The organism is Metabacillus bambusae (assembly GCF_017497975.1).
GTDB lineage: Bacteria > Bacillota > Bacilli > Bacillales > Bacillaceae > Metabacillus > Metabacillus bambusae.
Genome location: NZ_JAGDEL010000034.1, coordinates 21,694 through 46,735, shown reverse-complemented (window position 1 = coordinate 46,735; position 25,042 = coordinate 21,694). Strand labels below are relative to the sequence as shown.

Sequence of the window (25,042 nt, the reverse complement as noted above, 5' to 3'; positions counted from 1 at the left end):
TATCCACCACCGTTTTCACTGCACATTATTTCTTTAGATCGAATAAATAAGGCTTAGTTATCTCCCCCGAACGCCGTACCTTCGATTCGACCTTCACCTCAACCTCGCATTTCGCAAAAATTTTGTCCCATTCCTTCTCCATCTTCTTCCACGCCTTAGGATTCGCCCTTTCAACCGCTTCCCCAAAACCCAGGACATCGGTCTCCAGATCTTGTGCCTCCTTGATTGCCCTTACCACTTCATCCTTCACTTTTTCATTCCACTGCTGTTCCAGTTTCCGAAGTTCCTCTGATTTTGATAAATTAATTGAACACATAGCTTCCATCACAGCGCCAGTTTCACGAATATTTATGCTTATTAATGGTTGTTCCCCCTTAATTTCTGCTTTGATTTTGGTCTTGGAGCTAATAATTTCAATCGAGATGGCATCCTTTTTATTTTCGCAGTCTAGGTTAACAATAGTACTATTCACTTTATTGTTAATCCATGAAATCCCCCGGGCTTCACCGTCTTCCATCCACTTCACCAGCTTGCCCTCTTTAAAGAGGGCCATACCGCTGACAGTCAATTCAGCAGGAACATCGGACTGCTCCAAAATCGATCTATTAGGTCCGATTTGAGTTTCTCCGCTGAGTTTTATTCCACTGACCACTGGGCCGCCTCCTTTGGTTAGCAACCCCCGGATGACATCATCGATCTCTACTTCGTAATTCTCTGCAAATACTTTTCCTGTTGTTTTTAGTTTTCCAAGGATAGCATTGGCTGGAATGTTTTCAATCGGAGTGAGAGTCTTCAAGATCGTCTCCGCGTCTGAGTCCCTCGCGATAAAAACTCTCGTCGTTAAGCGTGGTTCAGGATCCCGTTCCATCAAATCAAACACCTCTTCCATTCCTTCTCTTGCCAATTCTTCCCCAATAATCAAATCCCTCATATGTTGACCACTGATCCTTCGAGGCACTTTTTTCGATGCTTTTCTGACTGCTTCCAGTAAGGTTTTTCCTGTGCCGGAGTATACAACAACCGGTACAACTCCACCTCCTCCTTTTTGTCCCGCGATTTCTCTGGCGTTTACAATCTGAAACGAGAAGCGGTATTCGTCTTGATGCGGTACTTTATCGATTCCCATAGCCAAGGGAAACGCCAATTCATTTAGCTCACGATAATTCCAACAACCTGCCAAGGAAAACATACAAAGAATCATTAGTGAAAGAACCCCCGTTCTAATTTTCACGATGTTCTCATCCCTTCTGATGTTTTATCGTTTTGATCGGATAAAGGATCCTTATCCTTTTGCAAGGAGGACATTTGATTAGAGTCAAATAAACGAGGACGCGTAATCGCCGACTTAAAAGGCGAACGCCAAATCGTATCCTTTTGATGCTTTAGACCAAACGGAGCGAACGGAGATAAATACGGAATTCCAAAAGATCGTAAACTAGTCATGTGAGCTACTAGTAGAATCACAGCTATGATAATCCCGTAAAAACCCAAGGTGGACGCTGCAAGCATCATAGGAAACCGAATCAACCTAGCTGTGGTAGTGAGGGTAAAACCAGGCATGGTAAAACTTGCAATTCCCGTTAAAGAAACGATGATTACCATCATTGCAGTCACTACACCTGCTTGGACTGCCGCTTGCCCCAGTACTACAGCCCCGACGATGGAGACCGCTTGTCCTACGGCCCGAGGCATGCGAGTGCCAGCCTCCCGCATAATTTCAAATGCAATCTCCATCAATAATGCTTCTATAACAACAGGAAACGGAACCCCTTCGCGCTGGGCCAATAAGTTAATCACCAGAGGCGTCGGAACCATTTCGTGATGATAGGCAGTCACCGCAATATATATGGACGGCAACAATATTACAATAAAAAAACTTAAATAGCGGATAATTCTCATAAATACAGTAAAATCGAACCTTTGGTAGTAATCCTCCGCAGCTTTAAAAAATTGCGAAAAGGTGGTCGGTAAAATTAAGGTGTTTGGAGTTCCGTCAACCAACACCGCAATCCGCCCCTCTAGTAAATTGCCTGCAACCACATCTGGCCGCTCCGAATTATAAACAGTCGGAAAGGGTGTATATGTCTGATCCTGAACCAACTCTTCGATGTATCCCGACTCTAGGATGGCATCTATTCTAATGTCTTTTAAGCGTCGTCTCATTTCTTCCACAAGCTGATCTTCTGCAATTCCTTTAAGGTACATGATGGCAACTTCGGTCTGTGATATATTACCGATTCGCATTGATTCTAACCAAAGATTCGGGCTTTTCATTCTCCGACGTATCAGAGAAATATTGGTTCCGATTGATTCAGTAAAACTATCTTTTGGACCACGAATATTTATCTCAGATTCGGGTTCCGATATACTTCTTTGCTCGCCGCCCCGAAGATTTCCGGTGATGCAACTGTTGAAGCCATTGACCAAGACGATGATGTCTCCTGATAAAATGGAATACATCATGCTATTCCAGTCACTCTGAACTTTTACATCGCCAACAGTCAATGCTCTAGTCTTGATAAAGTCAAAGATATTCTGTGAATCGACCGATTGCGGTAATGCGTCATCAACGGGGTCGATCAATAAAGAACGTGCTACAAAATCATTGATTTTCTCCTTATCGGTCAGGCCTTCCATGTAGACGGCCGCAACCTGATTTTGTGAACCTCTTGCTATTTGAAACGTACGGACAATTACATCTGGACTATTTCCAAGGTCTTTCTTGATCTGGTGTAACATTTGATCCAGGTCTTGCTGAAGCTTATGGTTTCCCTCCTGAAACCCCATCTCATGGATAATTTCTTTTTTCTTATGTTTCTTTTTAGATCGAAAGAACCATTTTGATATCATTAAAATACTCCTTTTAATGTAAGTTGTATTAATTATCATTATTCGATATTTTTGGGAAATTATACAAAAAGAAACTCCTTAATATAAGAGTTATTGCCCTCACTTATACTAATAAAATAATGGGTACTATAATTCTTCCAGAATGTCGAAATCAGGCAAATTTACGAGGGCACTGAAAAACTTACGCTTTTGAATTAGTAATTGTTTTTTTACAAAAAAAGATCACTTCCTATTTGATTTTTGAATCGGAAGTGATCTTTTTCTTTTATATATTATTTACTTTTCTACTTTAAGCAGTGTAAAAAATTCGTTTGAGGATGACTGTGAAAATGGCGGTTGCTCCTTGGATCTCCATCCCCAAAAAGACCAACCTGTATAATCTGTTGCTAAATTACTTTGAGAGAGTCCATATTTCCATTCATCAATATTTACGCTGCCCTGAACAGATAATAAACGGTATAAATAACGATAAGGTAATCTACAACTTTTTAAATCAGGAATATCTATAACTCTTTCATAGCTAGTTTTCAGTTAATCCATCAACTGCTGACTGTAAGGATGTTTGTGCAGCAACCACTTTCTCTAATGTGCTTTGTGGATTTTTTAATACTGACTTAGCTTCCAAAAGTGCTTTATGGAACACTTTCCAGCTTTCCTTCGTATAGTTTTTATGGTCTTTTTCTTTATTTTCATCATACAATTGCTGAAGTTTTTCTTTATTCACTTCAACTTTATTTTTTCCTGTAAGAACATCAATACCATCTAAAACAAAAGTCCCACCTTTCACAACAACCTTAGCAGTATGTTTGGCATTTTTAAGGCCTCGAATGTTATAGGATGTTTGTCTGTCTCCTTTAGAATAAATTCTAAAATCCTCATCAATTAATTGATCGTCGATATACACATCAATTAATGCATCTGGAGTCGCTCCGAATAAATTGAAGCCTGATCCTTCAAAATCGAAGATCATACTGCTAGTACTACTAGTCGGGTCAGGGGTATGGTAGATATTGACCCCATGGTAATCCATGTAGGTTTCTATTCTTTCATTATCTTTTAGTGAAACTTTTAACGTATGAGGTTTTTCCTCAAGTCCTCTAACGGAATACCTCACTCCATCAGCATTTACCCTAAAGTTACCCATATCAACACCATCTAGTTCAAAATTATATTTTTGCTCTTCTACACCCCTAGACAGGTAATCAATACCTGTACCCGTAAAGTTAATTAAAATATACGGATTATCATCAAAGTTCGCCCAAGCATTTGTATTATTTGAACCCCAATCATTGTTCTTTCTAAATGCATAAACTGTATTCTCTTCATTCCCTATTTGTGATTCATCATCTTTTATTTTAACAATATCATTAGCGCCTAATTTCTTAACGACTTGTATAGGATCACTAGTCTCAATTTCTACTTTGGTAAAGCTAATATACTTATCTTTTGCTATTACTTTAAGTGTGTGTTCTTTGTCTTCAAGATCTTCTGAAGACCAGACAATCTTATGAATTTCACTATTATTTAAATAGTTTGCTTCACCGACTAATTCTCCATCTAAATAGATATCACCTGTTCCATTTGACGGATTCACTATACCATATAGCCTAATTTTAGTGCCCTTAAATTTAATTTCAAAGGATTCACCCTTTGATCCCCAGGCATTTACACTGTTTGATCCCCAACTTTCGGTATATAATACTTTGTTCAACGTTCCTTGTACTGTTGTTGAGTCGTTGAATCCTACAGTTACCCCGTTCCAAACTGGAATATCTGTTTTAGCAGTCATTAGCGTACGGTTATGATGGGCATATCCTGTTTGTGAATAATTCCAATTACCAACATACCCAATTGGATTCCATTTATCAGTATTGTTTAAAGCTTCTTCTTCGGTATCATATTTCTTACCTTGTGCACTGTCGTATTTATCTGATTCATATGAGTATCCTTTAACTGTATCTATACGTAAGTTATCGAAAAGGGTTTCATAATAGCCTGACCCTATTACAACTCTTCCAGCCATTACAGTTGAATCCTCATCCGTATAGGTTGCAATTTCTTCTCCATCTAGATAAAGTGTGAATACATTTTCTTTCGCTTCAAATGCTAAATTATGCCAAACATTATTATTAAAGGCTTCAACAGTCCCACTATTTACAACTTTCCCAAGTTTAAGAATTTCATATTTGCCATCTGAATACACTCGTGCATTGTAAGGTGCATGTGAATCTGAACCTCCTGCTTTAACTTGTCTTAACCCAATTAAAGCATAGTTACTTCTGCCTTCTACTTCAGGTGTATGTGTATCTAATAAAAAGTCATAAGAAACTTTATAATTTACCCAGCGGAAATCACCGAGAGTGGCGTTTGGATTACTGTTTGAAGCTGATCCATCTTTACCGCCCCAAACTGCCCAATCTGCTCCAATGATGTCATGTATGATTTTTTGCTGAAGCATATTTCCATGAGCCTTTGCATCCGGAATATGCAGATCAGTACGTACTGCACTTCCACTAGATTGCTGTTTCGTTGCTTTTTTAACAACTTCAAAAGCGCCAGTCTGGTCAGTTGTATAACGTGGTGTACCTCCACGACGATCAACATAATCTCTGCCTTTTTCATCAACAGAATATTTATCGTATTCAAAATCATCCTTATATGGTAATGGCATTATTGTGTCTTTAGATAAATCAACTGGTTGTGATTGATATTCAAAGTCTTCTATTTCTGATTCCTTATCTAATGTTGTAATGGTCACAATTGAATACGGTTTTACTTCAACTTCATATTCACCATCTTTTGGTATGATTTTGTTGACATTTTTAAACCAATTTGCATCATAACTTTGTCCTTTATCTGCCCCGCGTGTTTCCCAAACATAAATTGGTGCATTCTCTTTTCCATTAAGGTTTTTCGTATTAATCTTATATTTACGTGTTTGCTTTGTATTATTTGCAAAAACTGTTGTATAGTCATCAGTTTCTGGATCTTTTAATGTTAGATAATTATGAGTACTTGTATCAACATCTACACCACCGTCGAAGAAATTCCCATCACTAAATGTCGCATCTTTAACATACATCCAGCGTTCATTTTCAGGTGTGTTGTGATCATCATATCCAACAAAGTTCATCACATGACGAACTCCTTGTAACCCACCATCTACTTCATAAAAACCAGACCATGGATCATACGCACTAATCAAGTGTTTCGGATTATAGGAAGAACCTTCATAAAAGGCTGCAACTGATGGTTGAAAATCAAATGAAACGGCATTTAAAGGATTGCTGCCTGCTCCTGTCCATGAATATACCGAAATAATACGCGAAGTTACATCGATTATTCCCGCTTTTCCGCCAAGCCCATTATAATTCGGCTCCATATTTTCACGATAACGCGCATTGATCATTGGTGCAATTCCCTCAGATACCCAAACTTCTTTTGGTTTTTTGCCTTCAGCAATCAATTTGTTTTGTAATTGAGTTAGTTCATTTGAACCAGTTAGACCATAATGGGAACTGATTACATCAATTTCATCAATCAAATCTGGATGATCAAGCAGTGTACGACTTATTGTTTTCGTATCACGATAGCCATCTGCTGCAACAAGTTTAATATCTTTGTAGTCTGAGTCATAATTTGACTCTTCTTTGATTTTTGAAGTAAAATATTTTAACCATTCAAGTTCATTTCTACCATTATTTTGTGCTCTTTCATTTTGAGAAATTCCGATATAATCTAGTTTAAACCCATACTCTTCATAAACTGCATCTATCGTCTTTTTATACCATTGATATCGATTTTCATATTCATTTTTTTCAGCGCCATTCCATGTGAATCGTGGTTCACCCCAGCGTAAAATTTCGGTTGTGATATCTGGGTTGATTGATTTTGCATCAGCTGCAAATTGGAAGCCTGCTCCTCTGAGAACATTCGCTGGTTCATCTGCATAACGCATCGTTGCAGGCTCAGTTCCTGAAGATGAATTAACATCACCACCTAGCTCAACTTTAACGTGCGTTAGTCCAGCCCCTGTTTCTTTATTAAACAGCTGATTCATTATTTCCCAATATTTTTCCGAATGCTCTTCTTTGTAATCTAGCATCAAGCGTGATGTATTATTAGCAGTTACCGTTCCATATCCTTTAAATCGGTTATATTTATCTATATTGTTTCCATCAATTGTAATGGTTTTTGTGATCTCTTCAGCTTTAGATTCATTTGCATCCATAAAGGCAAAAGACCCAAATAGAGTGGAAGCAACAGCTAAAGATCCGATAACCTTTTTTAATTTTTTTCTTTTACTCCCCATTTTTATATTAATCTTTCCTTTCCCTTCGCACAGACATAAAACGAGATGAATCGTTTCGCATACTGCGGTTATTATATATCATTCACATAGTTTAATAGCTACAACTGTTGATAATCATAATAGAAAAAGATCAAACAGAATAAGAGCGCTTTCATTTTTATTGTAAACTTGATTACTTTTAATTCCCCCCTTTCTTTTAGAGTTAATTGTTCAATTCCTTCTGCTATTTAATTCTAAATTCATCACCTCCTTTTTAGGCAATCTAACCTACCTAAGTCCTTTAAACTACTAATTTCATTTGTTTATTCATATTGCATAATTCCAATAAAAGATTTTTAAAATTTATTTAAATTTGTTATGATTTCTTTGAAGTTGTATTAATTTATCTGAGGTTGAACTAAGTAATGTGGTGACTTACTTAATGTATTTCTAAGGAGGTTTGATAAGCTGAATTTGTTCATTTCAATTAAATATGAAATGTTAATAGAAAAGGAAGTTCTCACACTAGTTCTAATCCTTTTTTCATTCCAGAGTAAAACAATGTTCTCTTATGCATTCATTCTAATAATCTTAGTTGTTAGTTCTTATATTGTTTACGCTTTCATTATTTCATATTTTCTTTCGTTTTTTATACTATTATATTTACTTCATTTGATGTTTTTTTTACATCTTTGGCATGTTTTATATAAAACGAATAAAAAACGGCGTTCCACTTTCACTCCGAAAAATCTTGATTCACAGATATTGTTCCACATAGAAAAATATCAGAAAAAAAGCCCACTTTCCAAAAGGAAATAGGCTTAGAATTGTGTTAGAACTAACTTTGCAAGACATTTAATATTAGTGTCTTTTTGAGAGACTAACGATATTCACCTTAAATTAAGAACAAACACTTAACTAATGGTCCCGGTTTACAATATAATTTAGTAAATGCTTAAGAAAAGTGGTATTGCGTGGCACCTCTTGCAACGTTTCAATTGCAAGACAGTAATGTTCCCACATCGCTTTTCTTGCACCATCAAGACCTAGGATTGACACGAAAGTCGAATTGTTGTTTTCAGCATCTTTGCCAATCCGTTTACCGAGTAAGGCCAGTTCTCCTTCAACATCAAGCAGGTCATCTTTAACTTGAAACGCAATACCGGCATGGTAGGCGAATTTTCTTAAGTGTTCAATTTCCAACTCTGGTGCATCAGCGAGAATAGCAGGCATAAGGAGGGAAGCTTCGAATGCGATGCCAGTTTTATAAAAGCTCATCAAATTTAATTGTTCCAGTGTTAATAGTTTCCCTTTGGCATCCAAGTCCATCGCTTGTCCCTTACACATATCCTCTGTTATTTGGGCGGAATATTGAATCAATTTAAGCACAGTTTTCGTATCAAACTGATCAAGAGAAGCTTGTTCCCCAATCGCCTTCTGAGTCAGAAAGAGACCGGTTAATTCCGCTATGGAAATGTTATATACCTGATGTAGGGTTGGACGACCTCTACGGATGGACGCATTATCCTGGGAAGGCAGATCATCGAAGATTAGGGATGCAGTATGCATATATTCCAACGATCTTAAAAGTGGTACAATTGCAGAACTCTTTAATCCATATTCGTTAATACCCATGACCCAAGTGATGATTGGTCTCAATCGCTTTCCATCACCCTCAAGGCTGTAATTTGCAGCATCAATGATTGGCTCTTTCATCAATGCATCATTATCGGTTTTAGGAATTTTCAAGATGTTGTTGATCTGTTTGCGTACGGTTTCGATCATATCTACAAAGTCTTCCCGCTCTTTCCGTTCATTTTTCAGAATGGTCATTATATGGTCTCGGAGCAGCTTATCAAAGAAATCCACATCATCCGCTTTTCGAACCATACTTTGAATAACCCGATTGAATTGTGGATTTCCAGAAGCAAATAGCTCCATTACTTCCGTATATTTTTTTGCTCCCATTCGTTCTTTAAAGCGTTTCAGACCATTTATCGCACGATCTAAAATCACTTCACAGGTTTTGGTATCTGAATGATACACGTTATGGATCAAATTGGCGATAACCGTCCAGTATAATTCAAAGGGGTTTATTAGATCCAAACGTTTATCGTGGTATGTCATATAATAAGTATAGGGTGTTACCGCACCATCATGCATGTCATCGAACATATCTGCAAAATCATCAGCAAGCTGGTTGTAAATGCCATAAAAGAAGGTTCGGTTATCAAACCCCTCATCCTCAGGAGCATTGATTACTGAACGGGCAATCAATCGCGATGAAGAGGATTTTAAAATGATAGGGAGATAGAGCTCTTCATTGGTATAATTTGAATTGGCTAGATACTTTACACGGTCCACTTCCTGAGAATTAAAAAACACATAGGATTGCTCGAGAAAGTTATTTCTTGTCTCTTGTGGCTGATGTGCCTTAATATATTCAAAAGCGTCGCGGAGTTCCGAATGAATATATCTGATCAAATCGCTGTTTTTTCCAGTCCACTCGCCCAATTCCGGCACTGATCCTGTAATTAGAGTGGTACGTATTAAATCGGAATATTGTTTTTCCTCTTTATCAGATAAGACTTTGGCATCGAGAAGATCGTCAATGAAGGGATAGGTCAGACCATAGGAATAGCCTAGCCTTATCGCTTTATCTAGTCTCTGAGTCCGTTCCTCCTGCGAAATCTCAGCGCTCATCTCTTCAAGTTCATGCATAATGACACCAGCAATGATTTTAATTAATTTTCGCTGGGCGTGCTCAGCATCCATTTCCTTAGGAATATTGGAGGATACTGTCTTTAATTTGTTTAGCACCCAAATCAAAGTGGACTCAATGCCTTCCTTCTGAGCCTCCCGATACAACCCGGCCATGCTAAACGTCTCGGTTTTGTCTCCTCGTACTTTTGTGGTGGAATGAGTCAGGTGATTCTTTAAACTATCAACTACACGCTGAATTCTTTTTTGTGTATCTGGTGAGTCCAGAGCTTTGGCCAAATCCCGCATGAAAATATATGAAATGCTTCGATCTAGATAATTATCTAGTTTTCCAGTGTAATTTAGCCATTGGATATAATTCTGATACCCTTTGGAATCAGGTTTTCCTGTTTTACGCGAAAATAGGGATAAAAATGTATGGTGAATATGGTTTTGTTTCCAGGATTGGAAATCTTTTGTTAGGGTAGGAACATAGCTCTTTTGCAAGAGCTGCTCAGAAAGTGATTTAAAATATTGTGCCGCCTTCTGCTCAGCCAGCCGATAGCATGCATCGGCATTTTTTATTAACTCTTCATTCATTTTATCCATTCCCTCTGCTTTAAGTTCTTATATATATGTATACAATATCATTCAAACCTATATTAATTATCCACTTATTTTTCTTTAAAACTAAAAAAGTATTTTTAACTTTAACAAAAAAGAAGCCGACTTTTTATATTTTAGTTTACATAATAATACTTACTTTAGTAAACTCCCTAAAGGATTTTGTATGACAAAAATGGTCTCGGGACAAAAGGATAGGTTTTTGTCACTATAAAGTCATCTATCTTTCTTCATGGTTACAACAAATTTGTTCTTCTTGATTAATATCTCTTATAATTGCATACCCATTACCCCATTCACACATCGTGTTTAATACAGGTACAAATGTTTTACCTAACTCTGTTAAACTATATTCAACTTTTGGTGGTACCTCTTTATATACTTCTCTATGGACAAGCCCATCTCTTTCCAACTGCTTCAGCTGTTCTGTTAAGACTTTTTGTGTAATTCCCGGCATTAACTCATAAAATTCTTTTGTTCGAATTGCTTTTTGACTTAAGAAAAAAAGTATTAAGCATTTCCATCTTCCGCCTACTATATTCATAAAAATATTGATTCCTGTATTATATTTAACCATGATCTGTGTTCCTCCTAAATAGGCACTTAAAAGTGGCTAACCCACATTAATGTGCGTTATTTTCTCATTAATTATTGCCCACTATAATAAAAGGTGCAACAAATAAAACCTTCGGAGTTGATATGAATGAGTGTAAAAGATATTTTAAGAAAAAGACGTTCCGTTAGACATTTTGACCCAAGTTATAAAATTAGTTCTGAAATTATCACCAATTTAATAGAAAGTGCAAGTAAGTCACCTAATGGAAATAATATTCAAGCAACTAGATACTTAGTTATTGAAGATCCAAATTTACGAGATTTATTGTTACCTATAGCATTTAATCAACAACAGGTAGTTGAAGCCTCAGTATTAATCGTTATGCTGGGTGATTATCAAGCTTTTGATAAGGATAATATCATTAAGATACATGAGGAAGGGTTTCAAGCAGGTTATTTTAATGAGGAATTAAGAGATTTTCTTGCAAATGCTGCCATTAACTACTATGCTGATAAATCAAATGAAGATTTGAAGCTAGAATTGACAAGAGACGTAAGCCTTGCATCAATGTCATTAATTTTATTAGCAAATGAAGCAGGTTTTGAAACGATCACGATGTCGGGTTATAATTCTAAACACCTAAAGGAAGCTTTAACTATTTCTGATAGATATTTAGACGTTATGCTTATAGCGATTGGTAAAGGTACTAAAGCTGGTCATAAAACGGTAAGACATGATGTGAATAAAGTGATACATAAAAACAAAATAGGGTAATTATTTCCTCGGTTCAGTGTTCCCATGACCTATGAACAAAAGCGCAAGCGCCTTGAACAGCCTCGGGCAAATAAGACGCTTAAGATTATACGGTGTTCTTTACCTTCAATTCTTTTGTGGCTATAGACCCAATAGGGGCTAGGCGCTGGAGCTGGATGCTAAGCGCTTATCCATAGTAAAAGAATTTTATAATTTCCTAGACAAAAATAAAAAGCGCCAAAATATCTGGCGCTTCTTGTTATATTACTCCACCTTATAAATAAATTCACTAAATGTATTAGCTACAAAATATGTTATTGGCTTTAATTCAGCTGATTCTTCATGATTCCAAATAACAACCTTTGGTTTTTCTCTATCATCCCTAAAATCCAAACATACAAAGTCACCAGCAAACAAAACAGCAATTGGTAAAATATCTGCACCTATCAAATCTTCAATATCAGTCAATCTATCTTCAAGTTGTGTTAATGTAACAACAATATCATAAATTCCTAATTTATTATCTCTAGGAGTCTTTAATAAACATAAAAAGCGATCTATTGCATATTCGTGTTATTACATTTAAAAGCTCCATCTATTGGTCCTCCCCCATTATTTTCTTTCATAAAATCAACAAAATCTTTTGGAAGTTTTACTCTTCAAAATTTCTCTTTTATATCAAACAATTCATCTGTTGGCAACGGTAGAGCTATAGTCGACTTATCTATTTTCATAAATTCCTCCTTAATAAATCATCTAGGGGCTTCTGCCCACATACCAGTTGTCCTACCACCATTATGCTGCGTAATTTGTGCTTGGTAAAAGCGTTTGAACTGATCATCAAGATTCACGATGTCATTGCATTTCCTTTTTACCTGTTCCAACTGCTCCCTTAGTTTTTTGTATGCTTGTGACCTAGCTTCCATTGTATGTACTAATGTATTTGTATCTAGTACCTTCACGTGATCTTCATATCCTTCTTAAAGCTTCTGTAATTAAACTACTGACTTTTATTGGGGCAAATTTATGTATTATTGTTCAGATTCACTATGTGATTTTTGTTACTATTTACCAATATTATAGATTGTAAAATAATACATACATAAATCTAGATTACAGAGAAAAACAGAACTATTTACCTGCACATCGAAACTTATATATTATAAAACTTAAATTAAAAATATTTCCTTCGTTTTAAAGCGTTGACCGAGAAAATGAAGAGATATTTAGGAAGTTTGAGATTTAAAAAAGCTTACAAAGAATGGAGACCTAGGGAATTGTCACGCCCACCTTCATTACCTCATAGGATATGATTGGGGGTGATGTAGTGAAAAAATGGTTAAAGGCAGTCATTCTGATTTATCTCTCATTCTTGTTTTTTGGGAGCTTTTTAGCTGTTGGGGGATTATGGGTGGGGGCTTTTGAACAATCGCTGCCATTCATTTCTGACATCGAAATCTTTTTGTATTATTTCTTCGCTGGCGCAATTGGGGGATCATTGCGACACCTTTATATGTTTTGCTCTCATTATATGAAAGATGAGTTACATGATTATCGAGAGTGGATTATGTACATTTTTTATCCAATTTTTGCAACAGGAACAGCTGTAGTTGCTGTCACAATTATCCAAAGTGGTATCTTTTCAATTGAATTCACAGAATATGAAGACACCCCTTATGCCCATATAAGCATTGCGTTCTTTGTTGGCTTTGGTTTCAATAGGTTTTTAAATAAGCTGAATGCTGTTTCAAAGAATATTTTCAAAACAAACAACAATCATAAGAACAGTTAGTAATTTAGCTGGTTAATGGTGGTTTACCAATAACAGAAAAAAGCCCAAAAACAAAACGTGAAAGCATTTGTTTTTGGGTTTTCATTTAGTAAAACCACTACACGATCTACAGAGATAACATCCATTTTATTTTTTCCGCTAACAAGCTTGAGACGTTTTCATTAACCATCCCTTCTCTAGTATGGGCTGGAGTAAAGCAGCATATTTTCCCTTTGCCAAAGGAATGCTTCCAGCCTGCGATCGAATCCCCATCGACACCTGTACTCCAGAGGTCAACTTCTGTATTTGCTGTATCACAGTGGACAAAATACTGTTCATCTGAAAGGGAAAATGTATTCTCTCCACTTTCTTCATTTTCCTTCAACATGTATGTAACCTCTTGAAGTCCTGGTGGATGATAATTAAAACATCCTCGCAACATATGAATATAGTTGCTTTCACTAGAATATCCAGCCATTCCAGCATGCCAAGCTAGGACACTTCCTCCCTCTTCTACGTAGTTTACGAGCTTCGTATCCAATTCTTCTGTTAACCAAGTGATCACAATTTCATCCCTTGGGTTTAGTTGGTCCATTTTCGCATTGATAAATAAGTCTGGTATCACATCGAGCACTTGTGAAACTTCCTTATGTGTGATGTACTGAAGGTTAATTTCATCATTGTTTGGTAATCTCTTCATTGCTGCTTCTAAACCAGCCTTTGCATCATCTGCAGCATGCCAGTAATCCCCTAGTAATGCGACAATTTTCTTCATTCTTTTTCACACCTTACCAATTCAATTTATTACCTTGATAATCAATGTACTTTTCAATAACAATTCCCTGAACAAAAGCGCAAGCGCCTTGATCAGCCCCGACAAGCATAAGATGATTTAGAATAGAAGGCGTTCTTTGCCTTCAATTCTAAATTAGCTTATGGCCTCGAGGGGCTAGGCGCTGGAGCTGGATGTCGTGCGCTTATCCACAGTCCAAGAATTTTATAATTTCCCAAACGACAAGCAATTTCGGTTCTTGGGGACTGTCCCTCACTAGATTAATATTTACAGTTTAAATGTCGATTTTAAATAATGATATACCCCATCTTCATCACATGTGAAATCTGTTACTTCATCAGCTATTTCTTTGATGTGATCTGGTGCATTTTTCATCGCAACGGCATGATCAACAAATTGTAGCATCGGGATATCATTGTCACTATCACCAATCGCCATAACTCCATCCTCAGACAAATCCAAGTGCTTTAACATCTGTTTAATTCCTGTTGCCTTGTTCACGTTTGCAACCATCAATTCTACATTGTGTTCTGAAGATATAGAAGTAGAAAAATCGATAACTCGCTTTAATTGTTCAAGCTCATTTTTCCAACTATTTATATGTTCTTTCGTTCTCGCAAAGAAGTAAAACTTCGAAAATCGATTTCCCTCTATGGTATCTGTCCAAGCAATCTCTTCTTTAATCGCTTCTTTACGTGATAGCCACTCATTAATACCCACACTGTCTGGCTTTGGCTCTCTTATTTCATCCTCAACATATTGTTGATCTTGTTTTAAGGTCATTCGGGATGCTCCATATGGGAAAAGCTCATAGTATACCTTGTTTTTTCTCGCTTTTTCAATAACGGTTTCAACCAATTCAAGTGATAGGGAATGTTCAAAAACGACTTCCTTCCCTAAGTATCCCGCCATACCATTCGAAGTAACGAATCCATCCACTTGAAAGCCTTCAGGAACTACTCCTTCTATTTCATCAAACGATCTTCCTGTCGCAATAAAAACATTTATTCCTTTTTTTCGTATGGCATCAATGATTTCTTTTGTATGTATGCTTACCTTATTTTGATGATTTAATATTGTTCCATCCATGTCTAAGAATATTACCTTAGTTCTTTTTCCCACTATGATTCCTCCTGCTTTTGAAAAAGTTTACTAGATAAGTATACACTTTTTTACTACATCCTACCTTGTACTTCTTCATTAACCTAAAATAGCTAATATTAAAAAAGGAACTTTCTGGTAACCTGAAAGTCCCTTTTTTACAGCGTAACCACCTAATTTATTTATTAGGAAAAAAGAGGTTAAAGCTAAAGAATAGTGTTTGGAGAAAGATCATACTAATAAAGTTTAATCTAAACGCTTAATTCCTTTGTTTGTGTTATTTCCTTAGACTGCTCCTTAATGAGAATTCCTCCAATTAAACCAATTATTGAAAAGATGACTGGGATAAAAAACCCATAAAGATAACCAACATTACTTTCTGCAAAATGAAAATGGTCCAATACTTTTCCAAAAATGCTCGGTAATAGGACGGCACTTAAAAATCCTCCCATATTCGCAAATCCCGAGGCAACACCGACCTCTTTTACATCAAAAGACTGACGAACAACCGCAAATGTTAGGGCGCTTGCTCCATTTCCATATCCTATCAATAAAAAAAGCAGCATAAGGATAATGAGTGGCGGCTTTCCGCTAAATAAAAGAAAAGCAGCCCAGCTCAGAAAAATAAGCAAATGCACAGTAATATAAGGTTTTTTAATTGATTGCATGCGACTTGAAATCCAACTTGTTAAAGGCGCACCAATTAATGCCCCAATAAGGCCAATCATAATAAATTGACTTGCACCGGAGCGTGTCATATCAAATACATCCATGCCATATGGCACTGCCCATGAACCTATGAATCCTACATATGTTCCTACAGCACCAAAGTGACAGAAAAATACTGCCCATGCTTGACGATTCGAAAAAATGCGGTTCAATATAACAAGCGTTTTCTCACGTTTAAGCTCAGGTTTAACTGAAGATGAACTCGTTACAGCATTGTTTTGGATCATTCGTTTTGGATATTTAACGAGGACGAAATAGAGTAGAATTCCACAAAGACATAAAATAATTCCCATTGTAAAAAATGACGCTCTCCACCCTGTTAAGGCAATCCAGATTGAAAAAGGTACTGTTGCCATCAAGAATCCGAGGCTCCCAGTCATTCCTGCCATACCAAGTAATTTAATAAATTCATTTCCTTTAAACCACTGGCTTAAAATTAAAACTACATTCACCCAAATTGTCGCATCTCCCGTTCCTACTATTAATCTAGCAAGAAATAAAATAGATTCATTAGGTGCTAGACTATAAAGTAACGTACCTACACCAGTTAGGAGTGTCCCTACAATCAGAAAGAGATTAGGCCCAAAACGATCTGACAATATTCCTATCGGAACTTGCAATCCAGCATATGCAAAAAATTGTATACTAGCAAGCAACCCAATGGTTGACGCTGTTACATTGAAATCTTTCATCAATTGATCTGATATTAATCCTGGTGCCGTTCTTTGACTTACTATAATAAAATAAGTAAACAATACAGTGGCAAAAACGATCCATCTGAACTTGCTATTTTGTTTGTCCATTTGTCTGTACTCCTGTTAGCTTAGATTCCCCTTTTTTAATTATACTCTAGTTTTATCTAGTTAGCATCGAGGTTCTGATTGCCTAAGCTTGACTTCATTTCAAATTGACTTAACCTAACACCCTACTTCTGAGTTATTTTTACATATTTTATGAGTACCAATCGTTTGTAGCCTTGTTTAAAATAGATAAGGAGGTGGTTTCTTGAATAAAAGCAGATCTTATCACGTTGATAAGATCTGCTTGTTATTTATTCTTTATTTGCCATCGACCACTTCTTTTAAAATTTCATAAGAACGTTTTTGTTTATCAGGATTATAAATATACGAAACAGCCATGATTTCGTCGACGTTATATTTTTCTTGAAAACGTGACAGTTGTTCACGGATTGAATCTTTTCCTCCCATTAATGTCATGCTTGACATTGAAGTAGCCATTTCTTTTTCGGGCTGACTCCAAATATGATCCATGGTATCAACTGGAGGTCGTAACGGTGTTTGAGAGCCACGTACAACATTTAAGAAAAATTGCTGCATAGTTGTTGATTCAAATTTAGCCTCTTCATCAGTTTCTGCTGCAATTACATTTAGACAAACCATCATATATGGAGCGTCTAGATATTCAGAGGGCTGGAATCGATTACGGTAAATCGAGATGGCTTCTTCCATATATCTTGGTGCAAAGTGAGAAGCAAATACATATGGCAAGCCTAATTTCGCCGCTAAATAAGCTGAATCTGTTGAAGAACCAAGGATATAAATCGGTATATTCGAATCAACACCAGGATAAGCTTTTACAAAACCTTGATGCTCCTCAGGGCCAAAAAACGTAAGCAAGGCATTTACATCATCAGGAAATGTATAGACAGAATCATTTTGCGATCTTCTAAGGGCACTTGCAGTCTTCATATCTGTTCCGGGTGCTCGACCAAGACCCAAGTCCAATCGATTTGGATAGATAGCTGCCATGGTTCCAAATTGTTCGGCCACTACCAAAGGTGAATGGTTCGGCAGCATGATTCCACCAGACCCAACACGTATGTGATCTGTATGTTCTAATGTATGTTTAATTAAAATCGAAGTAGCCGAACTCACCAGTGTAGGTGTATTATGATGCTCAGCAATCCAATATCGTTTATAGCCCATTTTTTCAGTCGCCTGAGCTAAATCGACCAACGCTTCAATTGAAGCTTTAGCCCCTTGCCCTTCTCGAATAGGAGCAAGATTTAAGACTGATACGGGTATTTGTATATTTGACATGTTACTTTATCCTTTCTTATTCAAAATTCCATACTATCGTAACAATTAAAACTGTGGAAACAAACTTTTTTGCTTGGAGATAAATACGGTCATAAGGTCCTTCGTTTATCATTCCCAACTTAAGACCTTGATTATTTACCATTTCTCTAGTAAGGATAGTAACTAAGTAACATCATTTTGCTATCCGACTTTAAGGATAAATTGCCCCCATAAATTAATAAAAGGTTGCTGTTTAAAAAACAACAGCAACCTTTAACTATTATCACACTAAAGAACAAAAGCTCAAGCGCCTTGAACAGCCTCGGGCAAATAAGACGCATAAGAATAGAAGGTGTTTTCTTTACCTTCAATTCTTATGTGGCTTATGACCTCGAGGGGCTAGGCGCTGGAGCTAGATGCCAAGCGCTTATCCACAGTACAAGAATTTTATAATTTCCAAGATAATAAAAAATAAGGATAAAATAAACATTTTGCAAAATACTATGCATTAGATATCTACCTATTCCAAACTAAACTAATTTCAGGAGTGAAAAAAATGACTAACAAAGACGAGTATCAACAAGATTCAATTAAATTTAGTATCTGGAATACAAATACGGAAAAAGTACATTTAGAGCATGATCTCACAAACAGATCAAAGGCATTTAAAAACTCTCTGAATAATTTAGGCCAGGCATCACAGTTAGATGATCTTAAATAATTTATCATTAATAATAATGATTAATTGATTTGCTGCAGCTATGTCTATTTTTTCTCTTACTAGCCATCCTCTACCCTCATTGATGAGATCAATTACCAACCTATCTCATCATTCTCAACAACAGAAAATAATTCAGTTCCTCTGGAAAAATTTTAGCCAATCACGTAAATCGGGATGCCCTGTAAATTAACTCCCTCATTTTATATTAAAAAGCCTTAGTCCTAAACTTAGAACTAAGGCTTTGAATCATGGCTCTATTTAAGAAGATTTGCTATTAAAGAATTAACACAAAAACATAAATCTAAAAGCACATAAAAATTACTAGACTTATGAAGCAGAAAGTCCATTTTGTTTTTGCATTTCTATCAATTCATCATTTAACGTAGTCATTTTCTCTTCAATATATTGTTTTAAAAGCAAATCTAGTTTAATTGAAGATGATATATATTCACCATTAGCCGGACCTTTTTTAGAGTACAATTCACTTAAAGACGTTTTTAGATTATATATTTCCAATAATAGATCCATATTTTCATTTTGGACATGATTAACCGCTTTCATTACGCACCTCATCGTTTTATTTTATACAATGAATTTGGAAATGGTTATTTTAGTCAAATACACTAATCATCACTGATGTACATACCATTATTCCAAAACCTTTACGATCTTATCATAGTCATTTATGCGTGAGAATACGAAAGTGAAATGTTGAAAAATTTAGAAAAGTCATTTGAAGTATTGATATAATTGTTTATTTCAAAAGAATATTATTAAATGAAAGATCTAGTGTTGGTAGTTAACGGTTCCCTCTTTAAAGCGAAATAAATAGGAAGAATTCATTGTTTTATTCCGATAGTATTCAATCGAAAAATAAAAATTTTCAAAAAATAGATTTCTTGGACATTTCTTAACAATTATTCGTTATTAATTCTGCTCATTCCTTAAACTAGTAAACGAAAATAGTGACTAATATGTGTCTAAATGCTATTACATAATTGAAAAAAGCCGACATATAAAATTGTAGGCTTTTTTCACTCATTGTCATTATTCACTTTCCATTTCCCATTTAGCAATTTCCTCTCGAACCATTGGCGCTACCTCTTTTCCCAACAGTTCAATAGCCTCATCACATCATTATGTGGCATCGTGCCAACAGGTACGTGCAGCATAAAGCGTGTAATGCCAACGTTCTTTCGAAGGTGAATGATTTTTTCGGCAACAGTCTCCGGATTTCCTACGTACAAGGCGCCTTCAAAGCTGCGCGCGTCATCAAAGCTTGATCGGTTATATGGCCCCCACCCACGCTCACGTCCTAGCTTGTTCATAACTTGCTGGGTTGAAGGGAAAAATTTGTCGGCCGCTACTTGGGTATCGTTCGCAATGAAACCGTGTGAATGTGATGCAACTGGTAACTTGGATAGATCATGGCCTGCGTGAGCGGCAGCCTTCTTATAGAGCTGCACGAGTGGCTCGAACTGAAGTGGACGACCACCAATAATCGCTAGAACCAGCGGAAGTCCAAGCAAGCCTGCGCGGATTACTGATTCTTGATTACCACCACTGCCAATCCACACAGGTAAAGGATTCTGTACTGGACGTGGATACACACCAAGATTATTGATAGCCGGACGGTGCCCACCTCTCCAAGTTACCTTCTCAGATTCTCTTATTTTTAATAATAACTCAAGATTCTCTTCAAACAACTCATCATAATCCTTTAACTCATACCCGAAAAGAGGAAACGATTCAATAAAGGAACCTCGGCCCGCCATAATCTCTGCACGACCATCCGATATCGCGTCAAGTGTAGCAAAATCCTGAAACACTCGCACTGGATCAGCAGAAGAGAGTACCGTAACTGCACTTGTCAGACGGATTCGTTTGGTCTGTGACGCAGCAGCAGAAAGGATGACTGCAGGAGAAGAAGCCGCAAAATCCTCCCGATGGTGTTCCCCCACACCAAAGACATCTAGTCCAACATGATCTGCTAAAACAATTTCCTCGACAACTTCACGTATACGTTGTGCATGACTTATCACTTCACCAGTTTGTACATCTGGTGTTGTCTCTACAAACGTGCTCACACCTATCTCCACTAAAACCACTCCTACTTCATGTTTTTGTATAATTCATATTACAACAAGAATTAGTCGTTGACTAACAATTGCTACTCTTATTTCTATACAGCCCTATATACCTTCATGGTTGTTCCTATTATCAATAGCTATACTTTTTACATTAGAAAATGATGAATGATAGACAAATTTAAATTGAATGATAGATTAACATTGATATAATAGAATTAAAGCGCTTACTATTACAATTTTTACTAGATAAGGAGAAAAGAACATGGAAAAACTTACAAAACCTAATCATCCTTTAGTCGAACACATTTATACTGCTGATCCTTCTGCACATGTTTTTGAAGGTAAAATCTATATTTATCCTTCACATGATCTTGACCATGATGGTCCATCAAATGATAATGGTGACCAATATGCTATGGAAGATTATCATGTCCTATCCATGGAAAATGTTGAATCAGCATGTGTTGATCACGGAGAAGTACTTCACCTCAAAGATATTCCTTGGGCAAAGAAACAATTGTGGGCACCAGACGCAGCTTATAAAAACAACACGTATTATTTATTTTTCCCAGCAAAGGATCAAAATGATATTTTCAGAATAGGTGTAGCGACAAGTTCAAGCCCTGCTGGACCTTTCGCACCTCAAGAAAATTACATACCTGGTAGTTTTAGTATTGATCCCGCTGTTCTAGTAGATGATAACGATAAGGCATATGTTTATTTTGGTGGTCTTTGGGGTGGACAATTAGAAAAATGGCAAACAGGTACCTTTGATCCAAATGCTGAAGGTCCTGCTGAATCAGAACCTGCTTTAGGACCCATCATAGCTGAATTAAGTGAAGATATGCTAAGTTTTAAAGGAAAGCCCGAAGAGATCAAAATTGTTGATGAAGATGGTAAGCCAATCCTTGCTGGTGATGAAGACAGAAGATTCTTTGAAGGTCCATGGGTTCATAAATATAATGGCTATTATTATTTATCCTATTCAACAGGAACTACACATTGTATTGTTTATGCAATAAGCGAAAATCCACAAGGTCCTTATGTGTACAAAGGAAAAATACTTACTCCTGTAGAAGGTTGGACGACCCATCACTCCATCGTTAAATTTGAGGATAAATGGTATTTATTTTATCATGATTGCTCTTTATCAGGTGGAGTTAACCACAAGCGTAGTGTGAAATACACCGAATTAACATATAACGAAGATGGTACGATTCAGACGATCGATCCTTATCAAACAATAAATGGTTAAAATGTAATAAAACTAATTAGATTCACAGATTAATATCAGGTCAGCTATGTATTTTATTAGGATCGCCACACTTTATAAGGTGTGGTGATCAAATTCCTTCATAATGGTCTATTTCTCCCCCTAAAAATTTGGCTGCTAAATGATTTTTGCACTTTGTTGATTGGGAGCGGAAGGCGTGAGACTCCTGCGGGAGTGCGAGCCCAAGGGAGACTCATGCACGTGCATAGCACCGAGGAGGCTCCCAATGCCGCCCGCGGAAAGCGAACGCCTGCAGCGGAAATCAACAACCAAGTTTAACAGAGCCATAAAGTTAAATGTTATAGCTTCATTATTACTTTCTCCTGATGGCTCATTTAATTCTCAGAGACTATTTTTTAAAACTGTTTCTTGCTGAAAACAACATATAGGTATCAAGCTTTTTTATCCAAGTCTAAGCATTCATAATTAAGTTCATTGAATGAATACTCCAAATAACGGGAAAAATTGTAACAGAGTTAGGAGGAACAGATTTTGGAACATACTTGGCTTTCTCTTTTACCATTTCTTATTGTCATTTCAATGTCTATATGGCTAAAAAATATTTTACCAGGTCTTGTAGTTGGACTTCTTGTTGGTTCGATGATTGTTACATCTGACTTTTTGACGGGGTCACAGCAATCAGTATCGTATATCGTTACTACATTGTCTGAAGAAACAAATATTAAAATCATCGGGTTTCTATATTTATTTGGCGGTTTAGTAGGAATGATGAACATATCAGGTGGTATTAAGGGGATTTCGGAATGGGTTGGCACTAGAATAAAGACAGAGCGCGGATTGTTGAAACTTATTTGGCTTACACTCCCTTTTACTTTTATGATGCCAATGTTCCGAATCATGATGATTGGTCCTATCGTCAAATCTTTGATCAAAAAAATGAACCTATCAAAGCAAAAGGTGGGTCTGATAATGGATATTTCAACAGAGTCTATTATCGTCCTTTTACCAGTAGCTACGGCATTTGTCGGATTTATGGTATCTTTAGTCGGAGCTGGCATTCAAGAGCTTCATCTAGAAATGTCACCATACCGAGTCTTCTTACTTAGCATTTTGTTTAACTTTTTTGCAATTGTGATGTTGGTTATTGGTATCCTTCAAACATTCTGGAATCCTACTAAAAAAACAAATGATTCCACCAAAAATAGCGTTCAAGTACAAGTAGATGAAGATGAGCACGAATTTCACCGAGTTGGTATTAAGAGAGAATTATCACTGGTAAAAGCACAACCGTGGAATTTGATTATCCCTGTCTTTTTGCTCCTAGGATTATCATTATTTCTTTTATGGCAAGATGGTATGGCAAAAGGAGCGCAAACCCTTTTTGAAGCTCTGTCAATGGCGGACGCAACATTTGTCATGTTACTAGCCGTTTTCATCACACTAATCATAACTTTTATTTTTTACATCGTGCGCCGACAGCAATTACACGAAATTTTGTACCATTTTTATGATGGCGGAAATCAAATGATGGAGGCCATTAGTCTGCTTGTTTTGATTTGGGCACTAACACTTTCTGCTGAGGATCTTGGTTTTTCAGATTTCATTAGTTCAACCTTAGGAGCATTTTTACCAGCTTTTATGACACCTGCAACGATCTTTTTGATTGGTTCAATTGTCGGTTACTTTATTGGATCATCATGGGGAACATGGGGATTATTTATGCCATTAGGATTGACATTAGCTGTTTCAACTGGTGCTTCAGTTCCATTATCTGTAGGTGCCGTTTTTGCAAGTGGTGCATTTGGTGCATTAACTTCACCATTGGGTGATACGACTATTACGACTGCATCGATTCTAGATTTGTCTATTGTCGACTACGCTCGTTATAAACTAAAAATTTCCGCTATAGGTGGAGCTATCGCGATCGTTCTTTATCTTGTCAGTGGTTTTTTTGTTGTTTGAATATGGAATTTTGGTACCGGACACCTTCTAAATTCAAGTCTTTATTATTCTAAGAGTCAGGCACCATTCCATTACCTTGAACTTTTGAATGTATGAGATTGAAGTAAAAAACCACACTTTATTAAGACGATCTCCAATTGGAACACCGCCATATAGTTGTTCAAATTAAAGCTTCCTTATATTTCAATATCCCATTTCACTTTGTGAAGAGGACTATACTTTGATGCAATTAATTTTGAAATGAAATCCTTTCGGTATTTCATATATGATGATAATTTTTCTTCATCTTCTTGATTATTAAATTGGAGTCCAACGAAATAGGCAGAAAGATACTCCATCCAGCTTGAATAGGAGTTCTGAGCGAGAAGTGCTGCTTTCATCATATAGTCCCTAGCTTCCTCTTTCGTAAAGTAGCCTAGCTTCATTCCAAAGCGACTGAATAAAATACAGTTTGCAAAGTCGAATGCACCTATATTTTCAGCAGGAAGTCTCCGATAATACTGGTTTGTTAGTGACATTTTTACTTTTTTTTCATTATTCAATGATTGAATATAGTCCTCCCGCTCATATTCTGGAATCATTAATAGTTCATTTCTGCATATTATAAAATCTTCTCTTCGTCCTTCATAGATCAACCAATCTAATATTATTTTCAATTGATTTGTATTATCAAGATTTCTTTGTTTTAACATACCCTTCATATATCGTTTACTGTCAGTGAAACGTTGGTTTACAGCGGCATAATATGTAGGGTAACAAACCGTTGTTAAGCCATAAAGATAATCCGTAACCGCTTTGTTCTCTTTACGAGTTAATGAAGCCATTTCA

At 36.5% G+C, this 25,042-nt stretch carries 18 protein-coding genes and 1 pseudogene; 5 read left to right on the top strand and 14 right to left on the bottom strand.

Annotation, left to right across the window (positions count from 1 at the left end):
- Nucleotides 1-25: 25 nt before the first annotated feature.
- The 5 genes from I7822_RS27120 to I7822_RS27100 form a co-directional block, all read right to left on the bottom strand.
- Nucleotides 26-1,231 carry a Ger(x)C family spore germination protein gene (locus I7822_RS27120; protein WP_207982172.1) on the bottom strand — a complete coding sequence of 402 codons (1,206 nt, stop codon included), beginning with the start codon at nucleotides 1,229-1,231 and terminating at the stop codon, nucleotides 26-28.
- Complete coding sequence (locus I7822_RS27115; protein ID WP_207982171.1) at nucleotides 1,228-2,850, bottom strand: spore germination protein; 1,623 nt, start codon at nucleotides 2,848-2,850, stop codon at nucleotides 1,228-1,230. The genes I7822_RS27120 and I7822_RS27115 overlap by 4 nt, the downstream gene beginning before the upstream one ends.
- Nucleotides 2,851-3,370: 520 nt before the next feature.
- Complete coding sequence (locus I7822_RS27110; RefSeq protein WP_207982170.1) at nucleotides 3,371-7,162, bottom strand: S-layer protein; 3,792 nt, start codon at nucleotides 7,160-7,162, stop codon at nucleotides 3,371-3,373.
- An 897-nt stretch (nucleotides 7,163-8,059) separates the two neighbouring features.
- Complete coding sequence (locus tag I7822_RS27105) at nucleotides 8,060-10,450, bottom strand: polyprenyl synthetase family protein (protein ID WP_207982169.1); 2,391 nt, start codon at nucleotides 10,448-10,450, stop codon at nucleotides 8,060-8,062.
- Nucleotides 10,451-10,685: 235 nt separating this feature from the next.
- Nucleotides 10,686-11,042 carry a winged helix-turn-helix transcriptional regulator gene (locus tag I7822_RS27100; protein ID WP_207982168.1) on the bottom strand — a complete coding sequence of 119 codons (357 nt, stop codon included), beginning with the start codon at nucleotides 11,040-11,042 and terminating at the stop codon, nucleotides 10,686-10,688.
- A 126-nt stretch (nucleotides 11,043-11,168) separates the two neighbouring features.
- On the opposite strand from I7822_RS27100, the gene I7822_RS27095 reads away from it, so the two are divergent.
- Complete coding sequence (locus I7822_RS27095) at nucleotides 11,169-11,795, top strand: nitroreductase family protein (RefSeq protein ID WP_207982167.1); 627 nt, start codon at nucleotides 11,169-11,171, stop codon at nucleotides 11,793-11,795.
- Between the two features lie 243 nt (nucleotides 11,796-12,038).
- On the opposite strand, the gene I7822_RS30065 is transcribed toward I7822_RS27095, so the two are convergent.
- Both I7822_RS30065 and I7822_RS27085 read right to left on the bottom strand, forming a co-directional pair.
- Nucleotides 12,039-12,242 (bottom strand): SMI1/KNR4 family protein, encoded by a 204-nt coding sequence (locus I7822_RS30065; RefSeq protein ID WP_243459708.1) that lies wholly within the window; start codon nucleotides 12,240-12,242, stop codon nucleotides 12,039-12,041.
- A gap of 284 nt (nucleotides 12,243-12,526) precedes the next feature.
- Nucleotides 12,527-12,736, bottom strand: a complete 210-nt coding sequence (locus I7822_RS27085) for a T7SS effector LXG polymorphic toxin (protein WP_207982166.1) — start codon at nucleotides 12,734-12,736, stop codon at nucleotides 12,527-12,529.
- A gap of 365 nt (nucleotides 12,737-13,101) precedes the next feature.
- Between I7822_RS27085 and I7822_RS27080 the strand changes: the two genes are divergently transcribed.
- Nucleotides 13,102-13,566, top strand: coding sequence for a hypothetical protein (locus tag I7822_RS27080; protein WP_207982165.1), 465 nt, complete (start codon nucleotides 13,102-13,104; stop codon nucleotides 13,564-13,566).
- Between the two features lie 106 nt (nucleotides 13,567-13,672).
- Here the strand turns inward: I7822_RS27080 and I7822_RS27075 are convergent, their stop codons facing one another.
- From I7822_RS27075 to I7822_RS27060, 4 genes are all read right to left on the bottom strand, one after another.
- Entirely contained in the window at nucleotides 13,673-14,320 is a 648-nt protein-coding gene (locus I7822_RS27075) for a ThuA domain-containing protein (RefSeq protein ID WP_207982164.1), read from the bottom strand.
- Nucleotides 14,321-14,605: 285 nt separating this feature from the next.
- On the bottom strand, nucleotides 14,606-15,460 hold the full coding sequence (locus tag I7822_RS27070; RefSeq protein ID WP_207982163.1) for an HAD family hydrolase: 855 nt from the start codon (nucleotides 15,458-15,460) through the stop codon (nucleotides 14,606-14,608).
- 230 nt (nucleotides 15,461-15,690) lie between these two features.
- Nucleotides 15,691-16,971 (bottom strand): MFS transporter, encoded by a 1,281-nt coding sequence (locus tag I7822_RS27065; RefSeq protein WP_207982162.1) that lies wholly within the window; start codon nucleotides 16,969-16,971, stop codon nucleotides 15,691-15,693.
- Nucleotides 16,972-17,226: 255 nt separating this feature from the next.
- Nucleotides 17,227-18,228, bottom strand: a complete 1,002-nt coding sequence (locus I7822_RS27060; RefSeq protein WP_207982161.1) for an LLM class flavin-dependent oxidoreductase — start codon at nucleotides 18,226-18,228, stop codon at nucleotides 17,227-17,229.
- Nucleotides 18,229-18,763: 535 nt separating this feature from the next.
- Here I7822_RS27060 and I7822_RS27055 point away from each other — a divergent pair.
- Nucleotides 18,764-18,928 (top strand): hypothetical protein, encoded by a 165-nt coding sequence (locus I7822_RS27055; RefSeq protein WP_207982160.1) that lies wholly within the window; start codon nucleotides 18,764-18,766, stop codon nucleotides 18,926-18,928.
- 327 nt (nucleotides 18,929-19,255) lie between these two features.
- On the opposite strand, the gene I7822_RS27050 is transcribed toward I7822_RS27055, so the two are convergent.
- On the bottom strand, nucleotides 19,256-19,489 hold the full coding sequence (locus tag I7822_RS27050; protein ID WP_207982159.1) for a hypothetical protein: 234 nt from the start codon (nucleotides 19,487-19,489) through the stop codon (nucleotides 19,256-19,258).
- Between the two features lie 486 nt (nucleotides 19,490-19,975).
- Nucleotides 19,976-21,027, bottom strand: a pseudogene (locus I7822_RS27045) (LLM class flavin-dependent oxidoreductase).
- 253 nt (nucleotides 21,028-21,280) lie between these two features.
- Here I7822_RS27045 and I7822_RS27040 point away from each other — a divergent pair.
- Nucleotides 21,281-22,273, top strand: a complete 993-nt coding sequence (locus tag I7822_RS27040; protein WP_207982158.1) for a glycoside hydrolase family 43 protein — start codon at nucleotides 21,281-21,283, stop codon at nucleotides 22,271-22,273.
- Nucleotides 22,274-22,783: 510 nt separating this feature from the next.
- The gene (locus I7822_RS27035) at nucleotides 22,784-24,214 is read left to right on the top strand and encodes a Na+/H+ antiporter NhaC family protein (RefSeq protein ID WP_207982157.1); all 1,431 of its coding nucleotides are present in this window, start codon (nucleotides 22,784-22,786) and stop codon (nucleotides 24,212-24,214) included.
- Between the two features lie 176 nt (nucleotides 24,215-24,390).
- Here the strand turns inward: I7822_RS27035 and I7822_RS27030 are convergent, their stop codons facing one another.
- Complete coding sequence (locus tag I7822_RS27030; protein WP_207982156.1) at nucleotides 24,391-25,038, bottom strand: DUF1266 domain-containing protein; 648 nt, start codon at nucleotides 25,036-25,038, stop codon at nucleotides 24,391-24,393.
- Nucleotides 25,039-25,042: the final 4 nt, after the last annotated feature.

Excerpts from the sequence above, each read along its gene's own strand:
- I7822_RS27115 (WP_207982171.1), bottom strand. The coding sequence starts at position 2,850 with ATGATATCAAAATGGTTCTTTCGATCTAAAAAGAAACATAAGAAAAAA.
- I7822_RS27110 (WP_207982170.1), bottom strand. The coding sequence starts at position 7,162 with ATGGGGAGTAAAAGAAAAAAATTAAAAAAGGTTATCGGATCTTTAGCT.
- I7822_RS27105 (WP_207982169.1), bottom strand. The coding sequence starts at position 10,450 with ATGGATAAAATGAATGAAGAGTTAATAAAAAATGCCGATGCATGCTAT.
- I7822_RS27100 (WP_207982168.1), bottom strand. The coding sequence starts at position 11,042 with ATGGTTAAATATAATACAGGAATCAATATTTTTATGAATATAGTAGGC.
- I7822_RS27095 (WP_207982167.1), top strand. The coding sequence starts at position 11,169 with ATGAGTGTAAAAGATATTTTAAGAAAAAGACGTTCCGTTAGACATTTT.
- I7822_RS27075 (WP_207982164.1), bottom strand. The coding sequence starts at position 14,320 with ATGAAGAAAATTGTCGCATTACTAGGGGATTACTGGCATGCTGCAGAT.
- I7822_RS27065 (WP_207982162.1), bottom strand. The coding sequence starts at position 16,971 with ATGGACAAACAAAATAGCAAGTTCAGATGGATCGTTTTTGCCACTGTA.
- I7822_RS27060 (WP_207982161.1), bottom strand. The coding sequence starts at position 18,228 with ATGTCAAATATACAAATACCCGTATCAGTCTTAAATCTTGCTCCTATT.
- I7822_RS27055 (WP_207982160.1), top strand. The coding sequence starts at position 18,764 with ATGACTAACAAAGACGAGTATCAACAAGATTCAATTAAATTTAGTATC.
- I7822_RS27050 (WP_207982159.1), bottom strand. The coding sequence starts at position 19,489 with ATGAAAGCGGTTAATCATGTCCAAAATGAAAATATGGATCTATTATTG.
- I7822_RS27040 (WP_207982158.1), top strand. The coding sequence starts at position 21,281 with ATGGAAAAACTTACAAAACCTAATCATCCTTTAGTCGAACACATTTAT.
- I7822_RS27030 (WP_207982156.1), bottom strand. The coding sequence starts at position 25,038 with ATGGCTTCATTAACTCGTAAAGAGAACAAAGCGGTTACGGATTATCTT.